The organism is Micromonospora sp. NPDC049662 (assembly GCF_040675055.1).
In the GTDB taxonomy this organism is placed as follows: Bacteria; Actinomycetota; Actinomycetes; order Mycobacteriales; family Micromonosporaceae; genus Micromonospora.
Map to the genome: position 1 here is coordinate 235,333 of NZ_JBFAOC010000003.1, position 19,692 is coordinate 255,024.

The 19,692-nt window shown below is 73.2% G+C and carries 15 protein-coding genes; 8 read left to right on the forward strand and 7 right to left on the reverse strand.

All coding sequences use genetic code 11. The features are described from left to right. Positions 1-369 precede the first annotated feature (369 nt). Genes AB0J36_RS04265 through hemB form a run of 5 tightly spaced genes read left to right on the forward strand, consistent with a single transcriptional unit; the run spans position 370 to position 6,083 of the window. Positions 370-1,140 (forward strand): redox-sensing transcriptional repressor Rex, encoded by a 771-nt coding sequence (locus AB0J36_RS04265; RefSeq protein WP_357129194.1) that lies wholly within the window; start codon positions 370-372, stop codon positions 1,138-1,140. Then, complete coding sequence (locus AB0J36_RS04270; RefSeq protein ID WP_363660106.1) at positions 1,137-2,534, forward strand: glutamyl-tRNA reductase; 1,398 nt, start codon at positions 1,137-1,139, stop codon at positions 2,532-2,534. The genes AB0J36_RS04265 and AB0J36_RS04270 overlap by 4 nt, the downstream gene beginning before the upstream one ends. Further along, on the forward strand, positions 2,531-3,499 hold the full coding sequence (gene hemC, locus AB0J36_RS04275) for a hydroxymethylbilane synthase (RefSeq protein WP_357129200.1): 969 nt from the start codon (positions 2,531-2,533) through the stop codon (positions 3,497-3,499). The genes AB0J36_RS04270 and hemC overlap by 4 nt, the downstream gene beginning before the upstream one ends. Next, positions 3,496-5,076 (forward strand): uroporphyrinogen-III synthase, encoded by a 1,581-nt coding sequence (locus tag AB0J36_RS04280; protein WP_357129203.1) that lies wholly within the window; start codon positions 3,496-3,498, stop codon positions 5,074-5,076. The genes hemC and AB0J36_RS04280 overlap by 4 nt, the downstream gene beginning before the upstream one ends. Positions 5,077-5,099: 23 nt before the next feature. After that, entirely contained in the window at positions 5,100-6,083 is a 984-nt protein-coding gene (gene hemB / locus AB0J36_RS04285; RefSeq protein ID WP_357129206.1) for a porphobilinogen synthase, read from the forward strand. Here the strand turns inward: hemB and AB0J36_RS04290 are convergent. Both AB0J36_RS04290 and AB0J36_RS04295 read right to left on the reverse strand, forming a co-directional pair. Further along, positions 6,034-7,560, reverse strand: a complete 1,527-nt coding sequence (locus tag AB0J36_RS04290) for a DHA2 family efflux MFS transporter permease subunit (RefSeq protein WP_357129209.1) — start codon at positions 7,558-7,560, stop codon at positions 6,034-6,036. The two genes, hemB and AB0J36_RS04290, sit on opposite strands and share 50 nt — an antisense overlap. 9 nt (positions 7,561-7,569) lie before the next feature. Then, a complete protein-coding gene (locus tag AB0J36_RS04295) occupies positions 7,570-8,142 on the reverse strand; it encodes an NAD(P)H-dependent oxidoreductase (RefSeq protein ID WP_357129212.1) in 573 nt (190 codons plus the stop codon). A 57-nt stretch (positions 8,143-8,199) separates the two neighbouring features. On the opposite strand from AB0J36_RS04295, the gene AB0J36_RS04300 reads away from it, so the two are divergent. Beyond that, positions 8,200-8,547, forward strand: a complete 348-nt coding sequence (locus tag AB0J36_RS04300) for a MerR family transcriptional regulator (RefSeq protein WP_357392843.1) — start codon at positions 8,200-8,202, stop codon at positions 8,545-8,547. 45 nt (positions 8,548-8,592) lie between these two features. On the opposite strand, the gene AB0J36_RS04305 is transcribed toward AB0J36_RS04300, so the two are convergent. From AB0J36_RS04305 to AB0J36_RS04325, 5 genes are all read right to left on the reverse strand, one after another. Beyond that, the gene (locus AB0J36_RS04305) at positions 8,593-9,528 is read right to left on the reverse strand and encodes a CU044_5270 family protein (RefSeq protein ID WP_357129218.1); all 936 of its coding nucleotides are present in this window, start codon (positions 9,526-9,528) and stop codon (positions 8,593-8,595) included. A gap of 18 nt (positions 9,529-9,546) precedes the next feature. Then, positions 9,547-10,116, reverse strand: a complete 570-nt coding sequence (locus tag AB0J36_RS04310) for an RNA polymerase sigma factor (protein ID WP_357129221.1) — start codon at positions 10,114-10,116, stop codon at positions 9,547-9,549. Positions 10,117-10,307: 191 nt separating this feature from the next. Continuing rightward, on the reverse strand, positions 10,308-13,583 hold the full coding sequence (locus AB0J36_RS04315) for a lamin tail domain-containing protein (RefSeq protein WP_357129224.1): 3,276 nt from the start codon (positions 13,581-13,583) through the stop codon (positions 10,308-10,310). Between the two features lie 91 nt (positions 13,584-13,674). Continuing rightward, positions 13,675-14,691, reverse strand: a complete 1,017-nt coding sequence (locus AB0J36_RS04320; protein WP_357129264.1) for a GNAT family N-acetyltransferase — start codon at positions 14,689-14,691, stop codon at positions 13,675-13,677. 72 nt (positions 14,692-14,763) lie between these two features. Beyond that, positions 14,764-16,311: a lytic murein transglycosylase gene (locus AB0J36_RS04325; protein WP_357129227.1), complete on the reverse strand. Its 1,548-nt coding sequence runs from the start codon at positions 16,309-16,311 to the stop codon at positions 14,764-14,766. Positions 16,312-16,348: 37 nt separating this feature from the next. Here AB0J36_RS04325 and AB0J36_RS04330 point away from each other — a divergent pair, with 37 nt between their 5' ends. Beyond that, the gene (locus AB0J36_RS04330; RefSeq protein WP_357129230.1) at positions 16,349-16,558 is read left to right on the forward strand and encodes a zinc ribbon domain-containing protein; all 210 of its coding nucleotides are present in this window, start codon (positions 16,349-16,351) and stop codon (positions 16,556-16,558) included. Between the two features lie 153 nt (positions 16,559-16,711). Beyond that, complete coding sequence (locus AB0J36_RS04335) at positions 16,712-19,534, forward strand: adenylate/guanylate cyclase domain-containing protein (RefSeq protein ID WP_357172316.1); 2,823 nt, start codon at positions 16,712-16,714, stop codon at positions 19,532-19,534. The last annotated feature ends 158 nt before the right edge of the window (positions 19,535-19,692 follow it).

The window sequence follows — 19,692 nt, forward strand, 5'->3', positions numbered from 1 at the left end:
GCCGATCTTGCAGTTGCTGTCGATGATTTGCGTAGCTGCGGACGTTATGGAACGACCGAAAGTGCAAGATCGCGAGGTCGGGGGTGGGGGCGGGGGCGGGGACGGGGGTGGGGCGCGGGATTGGTCAGAGAAGTCGGGATTGAGTAATAATCGCGCGGGTGGTGAGCGCTCAATCGATCTTGTGGAATGGAGGGGCGGGTGGGGTCGCGGGCTGGAGCGGCAAGATCGCGATTTGTGCACGTCTTCACAAGCGCCTACTCTGTAGTTCCGACGCGCCCTGCTAGCACAGCCGGAAACCACGGTCGCCAGCGGGAGTCCATAAGCGGCCGACCAGCAGAGTTGGCCGAGGATCGCACCGCACGGAGTCTCATGAGTCAGCACCGTCAGCCAGGTGCGCCCGGCCGCGCCGGTGCCGTACCGGCGCTTCCGGACCTTCCCGAGGCGACCGTCGCTCGGCTCCCGGAATACCTGCGCGCGCTGCACAACCTCGCCGACGTCGGCCACGAAACGATCTCCAGTGAAGGTCTCTCGGCGGCCGCCGGAGTCAACTCCGCGAAGCTCCGCAAGGACCTCTCCCACCTCGGCTCGTACGGCACCCGGGGCGTCGGCTACGACGTCGCGTTGCTGATCGAGCAGATCGAGTACGTGCTCGGGCTCACACAGCGTCGCGCTGTCGCCCTGGTCGGCGTGGGTAATCTCGGTCACGCCCTGGCCGGCTACGACGGGTTCGCCAGCCGGGGCTTCCGGATCGCCGCACTGTTCGACGCCGATCCCTCCCGGGTCGGCGAGGAGATCAACGGGCTGGTGGTCCGGCATGTCGACGACCTGCCGGCGGTCGCCGCCCAGGAGTCCATCGCGATCGGCGTGATCGCCACCCCCGCCCCGGCCGCCCAGCGGGTCGCCGATCAGCTGGTCGCGGTCGGCGTGACGAGCATCCTCAACTTCGCGCCGTGCGTACTCTCTGTTCCGGAGGGGGTCGACGTGCGCAAGGTCGACCTCGCCATCGAGCTGCAGATTCTGTCCTTCCACGAGCACCGTAAGGCGTCGCTGACCGCGCTGCCCGCCACCGGCGGGTCCGCTCTCACCGCCCTGCCCGGCGGTCTCGCGGCCACCGACACCCAGGAGGCGATCGGCACGTGAAACTGCTCGTCGTCGGCGCGTCCTACCGGACCGCCCCGGTCGCCACGCTGGAGCAGCTGGCCGTGCCCCCCGCCGACCTCACCCGCACCCTGGACCGCCTGGTCGCTCAGCCGTACGTGAGCGAGGCGGTGCTCGTCTCCACCTGCAACCGGGTGGAGGTGTACGCCGCCGTGTCCGGTTTCCACGGCGGGCTCGGCGACATCTGCGCCGTCCTGGGCGAGCAGGCCGGCAGCACCCCGGCGGCGCTCGCCAACCACCTGTACGTCCACTACGACACCGCCGCCGTGGACCACGTCTTCCGCGTCGCCACGGGGCTGGACTCCATGGTCGTGGGCGAGGCGCAGATCCTCGGCCAGTTGCGCGACGCGTACCACTGGGCCACCGGCGCCGACTCGGCCGGCCGGCTGCTGCACGAGCTGATGCAGCAGGCGCTGCGCGTCGGCAAGCGAGCCCACGCCGAGACCGGCATCGACCGGGCCGGCCAGAGCGTCGTCACCGCCGCGCTGGAGTTGGCGGCCGGGCACCTCGACGGTGATCTCGCCGGCCACCCGGCTCTGGTGATCGGGGCCGGTGCGATGGGCTCGCTCGGGGTGGCCAGGCTGTCCCGGCTGGGCGCCGGGCCACTCACGGTCACCAACCGGGGCATCGACCGGGCCGTCCGGCTCGCCGAGTCGTACGGTGCGGGCGCCGCGCCGATGACCGAACTGGCCGCCACGCTCTCCACAGTGGACATCGTAGTGGCCGCCACCGCGTCCACCGAACCGGTCCTCACCCGGACGGTCGTCGGGGCCGCGCTCGCCGAGCGCGACCCGGCCCGGGGCCCGCTGGTCCTGCTCGACCTGGCCGTTCCGCGCGACGTCGAGGAGGGCGTCGCCGACCTGGCCGGCGTCGAGGTGATCGACATCGACCGGATGGCGGCGCTGCTCGCCGACGGTCCGGCCGCGGCGGACGCCGCCGCCGTCGAAGGAATCGTGACCGGCGAGGTGGAGGGCTTCCTCACCTGGCTGCGCGGCGCCGACGTGGCGCCCACCGTGGCGGCGCTGCGGGGTCGCGCCGACGACGTCGTCGCCACCGAGCTGCGTCGGCTGGCCCAGCGCCGTCCCGACCTCGGCGACGACCTGCGCGCCGAGGTGGCCCGTACGGTGCACCGCGTGGTGCAGCGGCTGCTGCACCAGCCCACCGTCAAGGTCCGCCAGCTCGCCGCCGAGCCCGGTGGCGACCAGTACGCCGCCCTGCTGCGTGAGCTGTTCGACCTGCAGGTGCCACAGACCTCACCGGTGGACACCGTCCCCGACGTGCTGAGCCCCGAGATCGGCAGGCCGGCCGCCGAAGACGACCCGGCGCCCGGCTCGGACGCCACCGACCCCGTCCCGCCCACCGGAGGTGCGCGATGACCGCCCCCCTGCGCCTCGGTACCCGGGGCAGCACCCTGGCGATGGCCCAGTCCGGCCAGGTCGCCGAGGCCGTGACCGCCGCCACCGGCCGCCCGGTCGAGCTGGTCGAGGTGGTCACCGCGGGCGACCGCTCCAGCGCGCCGGTGCACCGGCTCGGCGTCGGAGTGTTCGTCTCCGCGCTGCGCGACGCGCTGACCGCCGGGACGATCGACTTCGCGGTGCACTCGTACAAGGACCTGCCCACGGCCGCCGCCGGCGGGCTGCACATCGCGGCGGTGCCGCCCCGGCAGGATCCGCGCGACGCACTGATCGCCCGCGGTGGCCAGACGCTCGCCGAACTGCCGCCCGGCGCCACGGTGGGCACCGGCGCGCTGCGCCGGATCGCCCAGTTGCACGCGCTCGGCCTGCAACTGGAGGTCACCCCGATCCGCGGCAACATCGACACCCGCCTGGCGCGGGTGCTCGGCCCCGATGCCGACCTCGACGCGGTCGTCCTGGCCCGGGCCGGCCTGGCCCGGATCGGTCGGGCCGACGTGATCACCGAGACGCTGGACCCGATGCTGATGCTGCCCGCGCCCGCCCAGGGCGCGCTGGCAGTGGAGTGCCGAGTCGACGACCAGGATCTGGTCGAGCTGCTCGGAACGCTCGACCACGCACCGTCGCACGCCGCGGTCATCGCGGAACGCGCGTTGCTGGCCACCCTGGAGGCCGGGTGCAGCGCACCCGTCGCCGCCTACGCCGAACTCGCCGAAGGCGAGAACGGTGACGAGATCTACCTGCGCGGGGCGGTGATCAGCCCGGACGGCACTCGTGACATCCGGCTGTCCCGCACCGGAACGCCCGCCGACGCTGCGGAGATCGGTAAGGCACTCGCCGCCGAACTCCTCGACCTCGGCGCCGACTCGATCCTCGGCCACGAAGGACACACCGGCCCGGGGACCCAGCAATTTGGGAGCACAGAATGACCCGCACCCGTAAGCCCGTCGGCCGTATCGCGTTCGTCGGGGCGGGCCCCGGCGACCCAGGTCTGCTGACCCGCCGGGCGCACGACGCCCTGGTCGACGCCGATCAGGTGATCTACGACCGGGGGGTCCCGGAGTCGCTGCTCGCCGCCGTGCGCGCCGAGGCCCGGGACGACGCCGAGTTCACCCCGGCCGAAGGCGCCCCGGGGGACGTGGCGAAGGTGCTGATCTCCGCCGCCCGGTCCGGGCTGAACGCGGTGCACCTGGTCGCCGGTGACCCGTTCGGCCACGACTCGGTGGTCAAGGAGGTGCAGGCCGTCGCCCGTACCGCCGCCCACTTCGAGGTGGTGCCCGGCGTCGGTCAGGCCGAGGGTGTGGCCACCTACGCGGGTGTTCCGCTGCCGGGTGTGCGTACCGCCGCCGACGTCGAGGACGTCAGCGCGCTGGACTTCGAGGCGCTGGCCGCCGCCGTCGGCCGGGGTTCGCTCGCGCTCGCGGTGGACGCCGGTGACCTCGCGGCCGTCCGGGACGGGCTGCTGGCCGCCGGGGTCGACGGCACCACCGGTGTCGGGGTGACCGGTGACGGCACCGGCGAGACCCAGTACACGACCACGTCGACCGTGGACAGCTTCGTGGCCGCCGCGCTCGGCTTCACCGGCCGGGTGGTGCTCACCGTCGGTGTCGGGGTGGGGCAGCGCGACAAGCTGAGCTGGTGGGAGAACCGCCCGCTGTACGGCTGGAAGGTGCTGGTTCCCCGGACCAAGGAGCAGGCCGGCGTGATGAGCGCACGGCTGCGCGCGTACGGGGCGATCCCGTGCGAGGTGCCGACCATCGCGGTCGAGCCGCCGCGTACCCCGGCGCAGATGGAGCGGGCGGTCAAGGGCCTGGTCGACGGCCGGTACGCCTGGGTGATCTTCACTTCGGTGAACGCGGTCCGCGCGGTCTGGGAGAAGTTCGCCGAGCACGGCCTGGACGCCCGGCACTTCGGTGGCGTCAAGATCGCCTGTATCGGCGAGGCGACCGCCGACGCGGTGCGCGCGTTCGGTATCCAGCCGGAGCTGATCCCCGCCGGGGAGCAGTCCTCCGAAGGGCTGCTGGCCGAGTTCTCGCCGCACGACGAGATCCTCGACCCGGTCGGTCGGGTGCTGCTGCCGCGCGCCGACATCGCCACCGAGACGCTCGCCGCCGGGCTCACCGAGCGCGGCTGGGAGGTCGACGACGTGACCGCGTACCGGACGGTGCGGGCTGCGCCGCCGCCGGCCGAGATCCGGGACGCGATCAAGTCGGGCGGGTTCGACGCGGTGCTCTTCACGTCTTCTTCGACCGTGCGGAACCTCGTCGGCATCGCCGGGAAGCCGCACGCGCGCACGGTTGTTGCCGTGATCGGGCCCAAGACGGCGGAGACCGCGACGGAGTTCGGCCTTCGGGTGGACGTCCAGCCGCCGCACGCCTCGGTGCCCGACCTGGTGGAGGCGCTCGCCGCCTACGCCGTCGAGTTGCGCGAGAAGCTGGCCGCCATGCCGGCCAAGCAGCGCCGCGGCTCGAAGGTGCAGGGGCCGACCGCCCTGCGCTTCCGGTAGTCGTCGTTCAGGAGGACCCTTCCATGTCGTACCCCGAGATCCGGCCCCGCCGTCTGCGCCGCACCCCCGCGATCCGCCGGCTGGTGTCCGAGACCCGGGTCGACCCGGCCGAGTTGGTCGTGCCGATGTTCGTCAAGGAAGGGTTGACCGAGCCACGGGCGATCGCGTCGCTCCCGGGGGTGCTTCAGCACTCCCGGGACTCGCTGCGCAAGGCGGCGGCCGAGGCCGTGCAGGCCGGCGTTGGCGGGATCATGCTCTTCGGGGTCCCCGAGCAGCGGGACCCCACCGGGTCCGGCGGCATCGACCCGAACGGCATCCTGAACGTCGCCATCCGCGACGTGGTGGCCGAGGTCGGTGACGCCACCGTCGTGATGAGTGACCTGTGCCTGGACGAGTTCACCTCGCACGGGCACTGCGGGGTGCTCGCCCCCGACGGCGACGTCGACAACGACGCCACCCTGGCCGCCTACGCCGAGATGGCGGTGGCCCAGGCCGCCGCCGGGGTCGACGTGGTCGGGCCGTCCGGGATGATGGACGGCCAGGTCGGGGTGGTACGCCGGGCGCTCGACGCCGCCGGGCACCAGGACGTGGCGGTGCTGGCGTACGCCGTGAAGTACGCCTCGGCGTTCTTCGGCCCGTTCCGCGACGCCGTGGAGTCGGCGCTGGAGGGTGACCGGCGCAGCTACCAGCAGGACCCGGCGAACGTGCGTGAGTCGCTGCGCGAGGTGGCTCTCGACATCGCCGAGGGCGCCGACATGGTGATGGTCAAGCCGGCGCTGCCCTACCTCGACGTGGTGTCGGCGGTCCGGGCCGCGGTGGACGTTCCGGTCGCCGCCTACCAGGTCTCCGGCGAGTACGCGACTGTCGAGGCCGCCGCCGCGAACGGCTGGATCGACCGGGAGCGGGTGATGATGGAGACCCTCACCTCGATCAAGCGGGCCGGCGCGCAGATCATCCTCACCTACTGGGCGGTCGAGGCCGCCGGTCTGCTCCGCCAGCGTTACTGAGCGGCTCCCCGGCTCCGCCCGGGCCAACCGCCTCGTCGGCGCCCGCGACGGTGGTCGGAAGTCGCCGGCTGGTCAGCCAGGCGAGCGCCAACAGCACGGCCGAGACCGCCAGCGCGAGCCGGGTGGCCAGCGCCAGTTCCGGCGCGAGGTCGAGCCGTCCGGCCGGGTCGAGCCGGCCGGCCGCCGTGATGCCCCCGCCGCCCAGGCTCGGGGCCACCCGGTCGGTGAGGAAGGACAGGACGGCGGCGATCAGCGCGGTGCCGGCCGCGACCGAGGTGTGTGACACCGTGGTGAGCAGGGTGGAGCCGGACGGCACGTCGTCGGGCGGAAGCGACCGGCTGGCCGCCGTCATCGTCGGCATCAGCGTGGCACCCATGCCCAGGCCGATGACCGCGCCCAGCGCGGCCAGCAATGGGTACGACGTGTCGGCGTCGAGCACCAGCACCCGGACCACCGTGCCGGCCACGGCGGTGCAGATGCCCAGCCCGACCACCCGCCGCGCCGAGACGCGATCGACGAGCCGGGTCGCGACCTGGAGCGTCAGCCCGGTGGTCAGCGCCTGCGGGATGCCGATCACCCCGGCCAGGGTGGCCGAGTCACCGCGTACCACCTGCACGTAGGCCGGGAGGATCAGGAACGAGCCGAAGTATCCGGCGGCGAAGAGGGCCACCGTCGCGGCGCCGGGGGTCATCCCCGGCGCGCGCAGCACCGCCAGGCGCAGCAGTGGCTGCCGGACCCGGCCGGCCCGCACGGCGAAGGCGACCACCAGCAGGACGCCGAACGCGAACGGCAGCAGCACGGAGGCGGTGCCGACCCCACCCCGCTCGCCGGTGACGCTGAGGCCGTACACCGCCAGCGCCAGCCCGGGGCAGAGCAGCAGCAGCCCGACGACGTCCAGCCGGACCGGTGCTCGTCCCGCATCGGCGACCGGCAGCACCGACCGGCCGAGCACCATCGCCACCAGCCCCACCGGCAGGTTGATCCAGAAGATCCACCGCCAGGACGCGTGATCGAGCAGCAGCCCACCCAGCACCGGCCCGATGAGCGGCCCGACCAGTACCGGAAGACCGAGCAGGCTCATCATCCGCCCGCGCCGTCCCGGCGGAACCGCGGCGAGCGCGACGGCCATCCCGACCGGGTTGAGCAGTCCGCCCCCCAGCCCCTGCAGCACCCGGAACGCGATCAGCGACCCGACGCTCCAGGCGGCCCCGGCCAACACGGAACCGGCGGTGAACAGCAGCAGCGCGGTCAGGTAGGTGCGGCGGGCGCCGAAGCGACTGATCGCCCAGGCCGCGGTGGGCATCACCGCGACCAGGGCGAGCGCGTAGCCGCTGGTGACCCAGCCGATCGTGGTGAGGTTGGTGTCGAGGTCGTCGACCAGCCTCGGCAGGGCCACCACGGTGACCGTGGTGTCGATCACCGCGAGCAGGCCACCCAGGGTCAGGTACCAGCCGAGCCGTCGCGCAGACGTGTCCATGTCGTCTGTTCAGGGCCGGACCCGGCGGGCGGTGCGCAGCGCCTCGGCCCACCAGGCCAGCTCGCTGAGCGTGGCGTCGGCCGCCTGCCGCAGCGGCTCGTCGTCGACCAGCCGCCCGTCGGCGTCGAGTCGTTCCCAGGGCGCCCGGAGCACCACCCCGGAGCGGGTCGTGGCGGCCTGCACCTCGGCGAAGACCAGCCGGAGCTGCTCCACCGCGCGGATGCCGCCGGAGCTGGCGCCGTACGACACGAAGGCCACCGGCTTGCGGGCCCACTCCCGGTAGTGCCAGTCGATGGCGTTCTTCAGGGCGGCCGGGAAGCTGTGGTTGTACTCGGGCGTCACCACCACGAACGCGTCGGCGGCGGCCAGGCGGGCACTGATGGGGCTGGTCGAATTGCCGCCGGGAGGGGTGTCGGCGAACGGTAGCGCCACCTCGGCGAGGTCGACGAGGTCCAGGTCCAGGTCCGCGCGGCGGCTCCCGTGCGCGACGAACCAGTCGGCGATCGAGCGGCCCACCCGAGGTTGCCGGACGCTCCCGACGAGCACGGCGACGGTCGGTGCGGTGTTCTCTTGCGTAGTCATGCCTCGGACGCTAGGACTTGAAGTAATGATGAAGTCAATGGCGGCGGGGGAATGACGATGGGCGCGTTGACGGTCGGCGAGGTGGCCCGGGAGAGCGGCGTCAGCGGCTCCGCCGTGCGGTTCTACGAGCGGCAGGGACTCATCACGGCTGCCCGTACGGGCGGCAACCAGCGGCGCTTCGACGTCGACGCGGCCTGCCGGATCAGGGTGGCCCGGGTGGCCCAGCGCATCGGTCTGACCGTCAACGAGATCCGCGAACTGCTCGCGGCCCTGCCCCCCGACCCCCAGCCGGCCGACTGGCACGGCCTGCACGATCGGCTGACCGCCGAGGCCGAGCGGCGCATCCGCGACCTGCACGCGGCGCTCGACGACATCGGCTCCGGTCGCCGCCTCTGCGACCTCTGACTCCGTCCGGTCCGCAGTCCGCTGGTCGCCCGCGCGCCATGACGATCAGGGCAGGCGTCCCGGCCGCTCGACCACCGCGATCCGGGTGACGGCGGTGCTCGTGTAGGGCATCTCCCGGCCGTCGCGCACCAGAAGACGGCGGCTGCCGAGGTAGGCGTGGGTTTCCCGGTCGAAGATCAGGTCGAGGTGCGCGCCGATCACGCCCGGCGTCCGCAACGCCACCCCCCGCCGGCCGGCCGCGTCCCGAACCTCGCCGGACAGCACGGTGGCCCCGGGCACCTGGGCCATCGCCTCGAACAGCGCGCCGCGTGATTGGGGCGGCACGTAGCCCTCCAGCATCCAGGTGCCGTCGCCGAAGATCGCCGTGGGGTTGTTCCTGATGGCCTCCAGGTCCGCCCCGGCGGGCAGGTCCACGGGGACCGGATGGTCCCGCAGGTAGCGGACCATCTGCTCCGGCTCCGTGGGCAGGCCCTGGAAGTAGCCGGGCGGCGGTGACATGTCCGAGACGTCGTCGGTACGCCACTCGTCGGGGCGGCTCTCCAGCCGCCGTCGCTGCTGCCAGGTCGTGCCGTCACCGACCGGCACCCAGCGTTGGAGCCGCTCGACGACGTACGGGCCGGCGGTCGGCCGCTCCCGGTAGGTGAGTCGCAGTTCGACGAAGAGGTACTGGCCGGGGCGGGCCACCAGGTCGGGCTGCTGACGGGCCGAACCCGCCGCTGCGGTCAGGACCTCCGCCGCGCTCGCCGTCGGCGGGGCGTCGCCGAGCGTCTGGGTCAGCAGCCCGCCGGCGGTCAGCAGGGCGACCAGCCCGCCGATGCCCGCCAGCCGCCAGCCCGGTGCGCGCCACCGGAGGTTCCGGCGGGGCGTACGGACCGCAGGCGCGATCGAGGCCGTGTCGGGGGACCGGGTGGCGATGTGCTCCCGCAGTTCGGTGAGGAGTCGTTCCTCGAAGGTGCCCAGTGGCTTCTCGGTGTGGGTCATGGCGCTCATTCCTCCGGGTCAGACCAGCGCGGATTCGGACGTGGCGAGCGCGAGGCGGATCGCCCGGCGGGCCCGGTGCACGCGGACCCGGGCGGCGACCGGGGAGATCCCGAGCGCACCGGCCGCGTCGGTAAGGGACAGACCATCCACGGCGACGAGTTCCAGCAGGGCGCGGGTGTGCTCCGGCAGCCCTCCGAGGGCCCGGTAGGTGCGCCGGGCCAGCGATTCCGCGTCGATGCGCTCCTCGATCCGGGCGATGTCGTCCGCGTCCAACAGCCGTCGTCCCGCCAGCCGACCGCCGGCCCGCATAAGTCGGGTCGCCCGGCGGTGCTCGGCGGCGATGACGTTCCGCGCCACACCGAAGAGCCAGGCCAGTTCGTTGCCGCGCTCGGGCCGGTAACCGGCTGCGGAGTCGATCACCGCCAGGAACACCTCAGCGGTGAGGTCTGCGGCGGTGTGTGGGTCGTCGACGCGGCGGGCCACGAACCGGCCGATCGTCTCGACGTGCCGACGGTAGAAGCGTTCGAAAGCGGCCGGATCCGTACCGATGATGGTCAGGTCGTCCCCGCCGGGGCTCGGGCTGTTCACAGGCCGTCCTCTCGTTGGCCGTCCTTACACCCCTTCATTGGCTCGGCGACGACGTGGCGTTACATCCGACCGCCCCTCGTCCCGTCGCCACCGCGTCCGCGCGGCAACTCCTGCGAAAACAAGGATGTAGTGGCCTCCTTGATCGGCGGAGGCCACTACATCCTGGATCGAGCGCGCTGGCGCGTGGGTCGTCAGTCGTCGTTGGTGATGGTTCCGGTCGCCAGCGGGTCGGCCAGTCGCAGGCCGGGCACGCCGGCCACCAGCAGCGTCAGCTTCTCGTCCGACTCGCGTCGCCGGTCACCCCGCACGCTGACCGGGAAGGTCACCGAGGTGTCCCCGGCGGCCAACACCTTGCAGCCGGCGTACGCGTCGAAGTCCGAGCCCGCCTGCGCCGTGAGACCGAGGGTCGCGGCGCACAGCAGCACGGGCTGCGACAGCGGCCGTGAGACGGTGGCGGTGAACACCAGCTGCCGGGTGCCCTGGTCGCCCTCGACCACCGTGGTGTCGGCGACGGTCAACGCCGCCCGCGAGCGGAACCTCGCCACCTGCGGATCGTGGTCGCTGGAACCCCGTGAGCCGTCACCGGTGAACTCCGCCGGCCAGTCGGCGTTGACGTGCGCCGCCCGCACCTGCACCAGGTCGCCGTAGAGCGCGTCGTTGACGAACAGGTGGTCGAGCGTCTGCGCCTGCCCCTCGAAGCTGTACGAGTACGCCGAGGCCGGCACGTCCGCCACCAGGTTGTCCCACAGGTTGTGCAGGCCCGCCTCGTACAGCGGAGCGAGCTGGTCCGACGGGGTGGGCTGGGCGGCGGTGGCGATGGGATCGTCCGGGCGGGGGAAGACGTTCAGGTCACCGCCGTACACGACCCGCGCGTCCTGGTCGGCCGCCTCGATGGCGGTGACGATCGCCGCTCCGTACGCCGCCTGCTCCCGCCGCTGCCCGATCCGGCTGTCCGGACCGGAGGAGTAGTGGTTGCTGAGCGCCCACAGGGTGAACCGCTCGGTCGAGCCCGGCGCCGCGGCCACGTTGAACCTGCCCAGCTGGGGTGCCCGGGTGAAGACGTTGTTCCCGTCCTTGCCCGTCGACGTGTCTACGTCGGACGGCAGCACCGCGTTGAGCGCCTTGGGGTTCTGAACGTCGGCGTTGCCCGGCAGGCCGGCGGCGCGGTACTGGACGGTCGGCGTCGTGCCCAACAGCGGATCGCCCGCCGTCGCCGCCGCCAGCGACAGCCGGTCGGTGCGGTACAGGAACGCGGCGGTGATCCCGCGGGCGTCCGCCCCGGTCCGGTCGTAGGCAGCGGCGTACGCTGGCCCGCCGGCCGCCGCCACCGCGAGCGCCAACTCCTGGATGCTGTCCGGAGCGCCGTCGGCGTTGTTGGTGTCGCCGCAGGCCAGCGCCGTCCCGGAGACCGTGCAGATGTCCTGGTCCTCGGCCTCCTGCACCAGGATCAGATCCGGTGCGTGCAGATCCTTGACGATCTGGTCGGCGAGCGACGTCAGGTGCTGGCGGTAGTCGGCTTCGCTGCTCGGCACGTAGTCGAACGGCGGGCTGACACCGGTACAGCCGGCGTTGCCGGTGAAGTCGCAGCCGTCGAACGGATCGTCGCGGTAGTCGTACAGGTTCTCCACGTTGTAGGTCGCGACCGCGACCTCCTGGGAGCGGTCGGCGGGCTTCGGCGGGTTGTTCTTCGACGGGTCGGCCCCGGCGTCGAACTCGGCCCGCTCGACCTGCACGCCGTACTTCTCGAACGAGTAGTAGACGCCGCCCACCGCGTCGGCGCGCAGCGTGTCGAAGGTGTGCGCCGGCGGGAGCAGCGCGGTGCTGTCACCGGCGGTGGCCTTCACGCCCATGCTGCCGAGCAGCACCCGCTGCCCGTTGCCGTCGTCGAAGCGCCGGGTCGGGTCATTGTCCAGCGGGTGCGAGTCCCGGAAGACCCGCCGGGCGTACGGGTCGGCGCGGTCCAGCAGCGGATCGTCCCGGTCGACGACCCACAGCTCCGCGTCGGCGGTGGACGAGAAGACGTCGCGGCCGCTCACCGCGCCGCTGCCCGCGCGGACCCGCAGCCGGGCACCCTCGTGCCGCTCCCACCAGCGCTGCGCCTCGGTTAACTCGACCGGAGGCACCGCGTCGGCAACCGAGACCGCCGTGTCCACGTCCAGGCCGGTGGCGATCCGACGGACCAGCGACGCACCGGAGAGCTGGGTGAAGTTGTAGTACTCCGACACCCGTGCCCGCAGCACCACCTCGTCGCCGACCGTCGGCACGTAGCCGCCGACCAGCGAGGTGAACGTGCCCATGAAGACGAAGATGCCGTCGGAGCTGGTCGGGTCGCCGTCGGTGTCGCCGCTGCGGCTCTGCAGGAAGAACCCGTTCTGCTCCGCCCCGGCCGACGTACGGGCCAGCGTCCGCTGGGTGATCACGCCACGGACGTCGTACATCGTGCTGCTGGTGCCGTTGCCGCTCGCCGGTGCGAGCGGTGACCGGTCGGCGGCGGACTCGGCGTCGGTGGTCGGACCCTGTACCTCCCCGACGGTCAGCTCCCGGGTCACCTGCACGGCCAGCGCGCAGCTCGCGGTGCCACCGCCCGCATCGGTCGCGGTCACGGTGACGGTGTACGCCCCGGCCGTGAGGTCGGCGCTCGCGCCGACCGTGGCGCGGGCCGTGCCGCCCACCGCGTCGGCGGGGGTGAACGCGGTACGGGTGATCGAGCCGCTGGCCGGCGTCGGGCTGACAGCGGTCACCGCCAGGTCGACGATCTCATCGTCCGGGTCGGTGGCGGTGACCTCCCGGCTCGCCGCCGTCCCCGATGCGGTGACCAGTGGGCCGCCGCAGGTCACCGTCGCCGGGACGTCGACCGGCCCACCGCCGTCCACGCTGTGCGAGCCGAGCCCGTCGAAGGTGTCGACCGGGAAGCCGGCCCACTGGGCGGCGGGGTCGAACGCGTCCGACGGGTCGGTGTCGCCCGCGGTCACCGACGGCAGCCGGCGCAGCGTGTTGTCCGCCGTGCTGGTCGTGCCGCTGCCCCACTCGGTGCCCGGGTCGACGCCCACCTGCCCGATCGAGTCGAGCACGGTCGTGCCCCGGCGCAGCACGATCGCGTCGTCGCCGTTGAACAGGCTCGCCCCGGTGCTCTGGTCCGCCTGGGCGAGGATGGCCGCCCCGGCCGAGGCGCTGGCGAACACGAAGGCGTCCCCGGCGGCGACCGTCCCGGTCAGCGCGATCGTGGTCGCCGTCGTGGAGCCGTTGAAGTAGAGCTGGAGCTGGTAGCCGCCAGCGGTGAGGTCGACGGGAGCGCCGGTGCCGTTGAACAGCTCGATCGCCTTGTTGTTCGACGAGCCTTCGACGTACTCGGAGATGAACAGGTCGGTGGGCGCGGCGCTGGCCGCGCCGGGGGTGACGCCGAGGGCCGTGACGGTCACTGCGGCGGTGGCGATCGCGAGCGCGGCTGTTGTGCGGCGCGGGCGCATAGGGCCTCCACGATGGGTGGACGGGGTCACCGCACGTTAAGGTGCCCCACTGTCCACCGTCCATCCCCCAGTGGACACTTTCGTGAATTCCTCAGCGTGGCTGATCGAGGCGGTGCACCAGCTCGGCCACGTCGACGCTGTACTCGCACCAGTCCCGGTCGGGCCGGTAACCCAGCTCCGCGTTGACCTTGAGCATCGCCTCGTTGGCCTGCGCGTTCCAGGTCTGCACCTCGGCCAACTCCGGCTCGGCGGAGCGCAGCTCCAGCAGCATCCGCGCCTTGATCGCCCGGTCGATGCCGTAACCCCGGTGGTCCTGCCCGACGATCGTGTCGTACTGGTCGGCGCGGGTCGGGTGCTGCGCGGGCACCACGACCTCGGTCAGCCCGGCCACCTCATCGCTCTGCTCGTGCCGGGCCAGCACGATGTACGGCTTCATGCCGCGCCGGTGCAGGGTGTCGAGGCTGTCCCGCAGGCGCTCCGGGTCGTAGGAGCTGGGACGTAGCTCGCCGTCCTCGACGTCGCGCACCTCGGCCTTGGCCCGCGCGTACGACTCGATCAGGTCGTCCGGTGGACCGCCCGGATAGAACTCCAGGTGGTAGCCCGCGCCAATCCCGGTGGCCATCTCGGTCAACTCGGCCCAGTCCACCGACGTCAGGTCGAGCACGCTGCGCGTCTCCACGTACTCACGGGTGAAACCGAGCGACTCGTAGAAGGCCACGGCCGGCGTGTCGCCGACCACCTCGACGCCGATCGACTGGAAGCCCTCCTGGTAGACCCGCCGGGCCGCGCGCAGAACCAGGTCACGACCGAGGCCGCCGCGTCGTACAGAGGGGTGGACCAGCACCTCGAGCACACCGATGTCACCGAGCAGCAGCACGTGGACCTGGCCGAGGACGGCACCGACCTCGCCGGGAGCGCTCGGTTCGGCCTGGGCGAGCCAGGAGATCCGCCGCTCACCCGGCATCACCTCGCCGAGATACTCCCGTAGGGAGGTCTCCCGCCACGGCGGGTCCTGCGGCAGATCGGCCGCGAGCACCGCGTTCAACGTGGTCAACAGCGACGCGATCTCGGCGGACGAGGCGGTCCTGGGGTCCCACTCGCGCACCATCACCCGTCTAGCTTGCCGCTAACGGCTGCCCGGGGGAAGTGTCCGGTCCTCCAATGTGCGTGGACGATCACATCACAGGCGGCTGGCCCGTCCGTACCGGTCAGCGGTGTCGTAGACGGCCTGGGCGTACCGCCGTACGTCGTTGTACGACAGGATCGCGTTCCACCAGTCTCCCGGGATGCTGAGGTTGCGGCCACCCTTGCAGAGGTAGTTGCCGGCCGCCAGCGCCGCGTCGTCCAGGTCGTGCGGGTCCTTGACCCCGTCCCCGTCGGCGTCGGCCCCGATCTCCTGCCAGGTCGTCGGGATGAACTGCATCGGCCCGATCGCCCGGTCGTAGATCTTGTCCTTGTCGAGCGCGCCGCGGTCGGTGTCGATGATCCGCATCCGGCCGCCCGTGCCGTCCAGCCGCAATCCGATGATCTCCGGAAGCGCCTTGCCGTCGGCGCCCAACTGCGCGCGGTTGGCCGAGCCGTGCCCGGACTCGACCTGACCGATCGCGGCCAACGTCGTCCAGCTCAACGCGCAGCTACGGTTGGTCTGGGCAAGCATCTGCTCCGCGTACCCGTACGCCCGCATGGCGGTCGGCGGGATGCCGACCTTGGGCCCGACCTGCTGCGCCCAAGCGGCCAGGGCGTCCGACGGGCGACCGCCGATCGTCGGGGCGACGGCCGGCCCGGTCGGCACCACGCCGGTGGGGAACGCCCCGGTCGGCACCGCCCCGGTGGGCAGCGGGCCGGTCGGCCGTGGGTCGAGTGGCAGTGCCGGCGGCACGGCCACGGTCGGTGCGGCCGAGGCGTCGACGGCCACCGGCTTGGACCCGCCGATGGTCGCCGGGACGAGCAGCGCTCCCGCTGCGGCGGTCGCCGCGACCAGGGCCAGCAGGAACACCCCCGGAACGGTGAGTCGACCGCTGGGCCGGCGCGACCACTCCCGGGTCGCCCGAGCGGCGGTCACCGCGGCCTGGCGCGGCGGTGGCAGCCGGACGGCGTGCGCGAACGGCACGCGCCGCCGCCGACCAGGCGTGACCGCCGGTACGACGGCGACGCCCTCCACCTTGGTCGCCGTCAGGTCGGTCGCGCCCGCCGCGACCGTCCCGTCGCCGGTCGTGGCGGTATCGGCGTTGGCGTCGCCCGCCTCCGCCTTCGCCGGGTCGGCGGCCGTGGCACCGGTCTTCACCAGGTCGGCGTCGGTGGTGCCGGTCTTCGCCGGGTCGGCGGTCGTGGTGTTGGCGGTCGCCGGGTTGGCCTTCGCCGGGTCGTCGCCGTCGGTGTTGTCGCGCGCCGGGATGTCGGTGCCTCCGTCGGCCCGATCCGCGGCGGCAGTGTCCGTACCGGCGGTGTCCGCATCGGCGGCATCGGCGGCGGGGGCCGCCATCGCGGCAGTGTCATCGTCGGCGGCGTGCTCGCCCCGGTCGTCGGCGGGGGCGTCGACTGTCGAGGCAGGAGCAGCGTCGGTCGTGCCGCTGCCCAGCCAGGGGCGGCGCGGGCGAGGCACGGCCGGAGGCGCCGGATCCGGCGCGGCGCCCGACTCCGCCAGAGGCCCGTCCAGCGGCGCGGCCGGTCGAAGCGGTTGCACACGCGTCTTGTCCTCGCCGTCCACCACCCGTCGAGTATCACTCATGTCCCGACGGGCGTCAGGTCCACGTACCCTTGGTGGCATGCCCCGGTACGAGTTCCGATGCCGCGCCTGCGGCGACAACTTCGAGGTCAACCGTCCGATGGCGGCGGCCGGAGCGCCGGCCACCTGCCCGCAGGGCCATGCCGACACGGTCAAGTTGCTCTCGGCGGTGTCGGTCACCGGTCGCGGCACCGGCGCCGCGCCGCCGGCCGGTGGTGGCGGCTGCTGCGGTGGCGCCTGCGGCTGCTGACCCGGCGGTTTCGGCGGCAGACTCGTGAACCGCCCTTGCCGGGACCGGGTTCGAGTGGCACCTTGAGGCGGCACCTGCCCGGCCGTTCTCACGATGCGTGACCGCTCGGACTCAGGCAGCATGAACCCGACGTCACGGGCGGAGGTTCCACGCATGTCGCCACGGATCCAGCTCCCGAGCGGTTGGGTGACCTTCGTGTTCACCGACATCGAGGGCTCGACCCGGCTGGCCCAGTTGCTCGGCGCGGACTACCGCCCGGTGCTCGCCGAGCATCGACGGTTGCTGCGGCGCACTCTGGCCGCCACCGGTGGTGCCGAACTGTTGACCGAAGGCGACTCGTTCTTCCTGGCCTTCGACGACGCGGCGGCGGCGTTGACGGCCTGCCTGACCGCCCAGCGGGCCCTGGCGAACCACGACTGGCCGACCGCGGAGGCCGCGCCCCGGGTACGGATGGGTCTGCACACCGGCTACGCCGAGCCCCGCGACGGGGAGTACGCCAGCCCCGAGGTGCACCGGGCGGCCCGGGTGGCCGCGGCGGCCCACGGCGGTCAGGTGCTCTGCTCGGCGTCCACGGCCCGCCGGGCCGACCCGCTGCCACCCGGCGCCACCCTGCTGGACCTGGGCCTGCACCGGCTACGTGGCTTCGACGACCGGGAGCGGCTGTTCCAACTGGTCGCTCCCGGGCTGGAACGGCAGTTCCCCCGCCCGCGTACCGCCGAGGCGGTGGCGCACAACCTACCGACCCAGGTGACGTCGTTCGTCGGGCGGCAGGTCGAGCGCGCCGAGCTGAGCGGGCTGGTGGAGCGGCACCGGTTGGTCACGGTGCTGGGCGCGGGCGGCGCGGGGAAGACCCGACTCGCCGTGGAGCTGGCCGGTGGCGTGGTCGAGGCGTACCCCGACGGGGTCTGGTTCGTCGACATCGCCGCGGTGACCGACCCGGGGTTGGTGGCGTTCGCGATCGCCGCGGTGCTCGGGCTGCGGCCCGAGCCGGGCCGCCCGATGCTGGACACGCTCGTCGAGTACGCGGCGGCCCGCCGGATGCTTGTCGTGCTCGACACCTGCGATACGCAACCGGCCGCCTGCGGCGAGGTCATCTCACGGCTGCTCTCCGGCGGGGGCGGCGTGCGGGTGCTGGCGACCAGCCGCGAGTCGTTCAGCCTGCCCGGCGAGGTGGTGTGGCGGATCCCGCCGCTCTCGGTCGACCCACGTGCCGACGGCACGGAGAGCGACGCGGTCGCGCTGCTGTTGGACCGTACCGCTGCGGCCCGTGGCGGCCGGCAGCCGGAGCAGGCCGAGTCGGCCGATCTTCGCCGGGTGGTGCAGCGGTTGGACGGGCTGCCGCTCGCCATCGAGCTGGCGGCCGCCCGGCTGCGGGTGCTCTCCGTCGGTCAGCTCGCCGAGCGGCTGGACGACGTCCTCGGCACCCTGGACGCCGGCCGGGAGGACCCGGAGCCGCCGCCGGTGGAGCGGGGCTGGTCCGGCAACCAACAGGACACCGTGGACCTGGTGGCCGCGGCGATCGGTACGCCGCCGCCCACCGCGGCGAGCCGGGCCGTGCAGCGGTCAGCCACCGAACGGCACCTGACCATGCAGGCCACCGTGACCTGGTCATACCGGACGTTGGGGCCGCGGGCCGCGCGGCTGTTGCGCTGGATGGCCGTCTTCGCCGGGCCGGTGGACCTGCCGACGGTGGAGTGGCTGCTCGGCGACGACCCGCTGGATCCGCTGTCGGTGCTGGTGGACAAGTCGATGGTGTTGGCCGAGCCGCGGGCCGCCGGCAGCTCCTACCGGATGCTCGACCCGATCCGGGCGTACGCGGCGCGGCGGCTGGCCGAGGCGGGCGAGGAGCAGGCCGCCCGCGACCGGCACGTGGCCTGGTCGGCGCACGCTCTGGATCGGGCCCACCTCGGCCCGGACGGGCGACCCGTGACGCTGTCCCTCTACACCCTCGACCCGCTGGCCGACGAGCTGCGGGCCGCGCTGCGCTGGTGTGCCACCGGTGGCAGCGCCCGCGCCGGTCTGCGCCTCACGGGCGGGCTGGACCAGTGGTGGCGCGAGCGCGGGCTGGCGCGGGAGGGTCGACTCTGGCTGTTCCGGCTGTACGGACGGATCGCCGAGACGGGCGAGCGGATCCCGGACGCGGAGCTGGCGGCGGCGTACCACATGCACTCGCTGCACGCCGGCGCCGACGGGGAGTTCGCGGAGGAGCTGCGCTACTCGCAGCGGGCGGAGGCCGCCGCCCGGCAGGCCGGTGACGCCGGTCTGCTCGCCCGGGTGCTCGCCGGCCGGGCCGCGCCGCTCGTGGACATGGGCCAGTTCTTCGAGGCCGAGCGGGTCTGCCGGGAGGTCATCGACTGGGCGCACGGGCAGGACGTGGTGGGCGAGGCGCTGTTCGCGGTGTTCAGCCTGGCCGAGCTGCTCTGGCGGCGGGGGGCGCTGGCGGAGGCGGCGGACCTGCTGGGCGCGGCGCGTCCGGTCGAGGCCGCCCGCCCGGTCGAGCGCGGCCGGCGTTCGGTGGACATGCTGCTCGGGATGGTCGCGCTGGCCCGGGGCGACGTGATCGCCGCGCACGAGCACCTGCTGGTGGCACTGCGCTCACGGATGGGGCACGGCTACCACGGCCGGGCCTGCGACACCCTGCACGCGATCGCGGTTCGGTGCGCGCTCGGCGGGGACCCGACGACCGCCGCGCGGCTGTTCGGCGCGGCGCAGGCCACCCGGGCGAGCATGCGGGCGACACCGGGCATCTACGGCGGCTACTGGGCCGACCAGCAGTCGGAGCTGCGGGCGATGATGGGCGACGTCGCGTTCGACGACGCGTACTCGGAGGGCGTCGAGTTGAGCCTGGACGAGGCGGTAGCGCTCGCCCTCGACGTGGAACACCCGGACCTGGCGGCGGACTCGACCCGCTTCAGCACCGAACTCTCCCACCCCGCCCCACCCCAACACCCCGCCACAAAAACCGAACACGCCTAACCCCCCCACCCCAACCCCACCCCCCTCCACCCCCTCTTGAACCTTGTTGATCAAGAGGTTTGCGTCAGAAATCGTGCCTCCGCTGACGCAAACCTCTTGATCACCGGGGCGAGGGGAGGGGGTGGGGAGGGGGGTGGGGGTGGGGGGTGGGGGTGGGG

Coding starts and splice junctions, on each gene's coding strand:
- AB0J36_RS04330 (WP_357129230.1), top strand. CDS start 16,349: ATGCCCCGGTACGAGTTCCGATGCCGCGCCTGCGGCGACAACTTCGAG.
- hemC (WP_357129200.1), top strand. CDS start 2,531: ATGACCGCCCCCCTGCGCCTCGGTACCCGGGGCAGCACCCTGGCGATG.
- AB0J36_RS04305 (WP_357129218.1), bottom strand. CDS start 9,528: ATGACCCACACCGAGAAGCCACTGGGCACCTTCGAGGAACGACTCCTC.
- AB0J36_RS04320 (WP_357129264.1), bottom strand. CDS start 14,691: ATGGTGCGCGAGTGGGACCCCAGGACCGCCTCGTCCGCCGAGATCGCG.
- AB0J36_RS04280 (WP_357129203.1), top strand. CDS start 3,496: ATGACCCGCACCCGTAAGCCCGTCGGCCGTATCGCGTTCGTCGGGGCG.
- AB0J36_RS04335 (WP_357172316.1), top strand. CDS start 16,712: ATGTCGCCACGGATCCAGCTCCCGAGCGGTTGGGTGACCTTCGTGTTC.
- AB0J36_RS04300 (WP_357392843.1), top strand. CDS start 8,200: ATGGGCGCGTTGACGGTCGGCGAGGTGGCCCGGGAGAGCGGCGTCAGC.
- AB0J36_RS04315 (WP_357129224.1), bottom strand. CDS start 13,583: ATGCGCCCGCGCCGCACAACAGCCGCGCTCGCGATCGCCACCGCCGCA.
- hemB (WP_357129206.1), top strand. CDS start 5,100: ATGTCGTACCCCGAGATCCGGCCCCGCCGTCTGCGCCGCACCCCCGCG.
- AB0J36_RS04265 (WP_357129194.1), top strand. CDS start 370: ATGAGTCAGCACCGTCAGCCAGGTGCGCCCGGCCGCGCCGGTGCCGTA.
- AB0J36_RS04295 (WP_357129212.1), bottom strand. CDS start 8,142: ATGACTACGCAAGAGAACACCGCACCGACCGTCGCCGTGCTCGTCGGG.
- AB0J36_RS04325 (WP_357129227.1), bottom strand. CDS start 16,311: ATGAGTGATACTCGACGGGTGGTGGACGGCGAGGACAAGACGCGTGTG.
- AB0J36_RS04290 (WP_357129209.1), bottom strand. CDS start 7,560: ATGGACACGTCTGCGCGACGGCTCGGCTGGTACCTGACCCTGGGTGGC.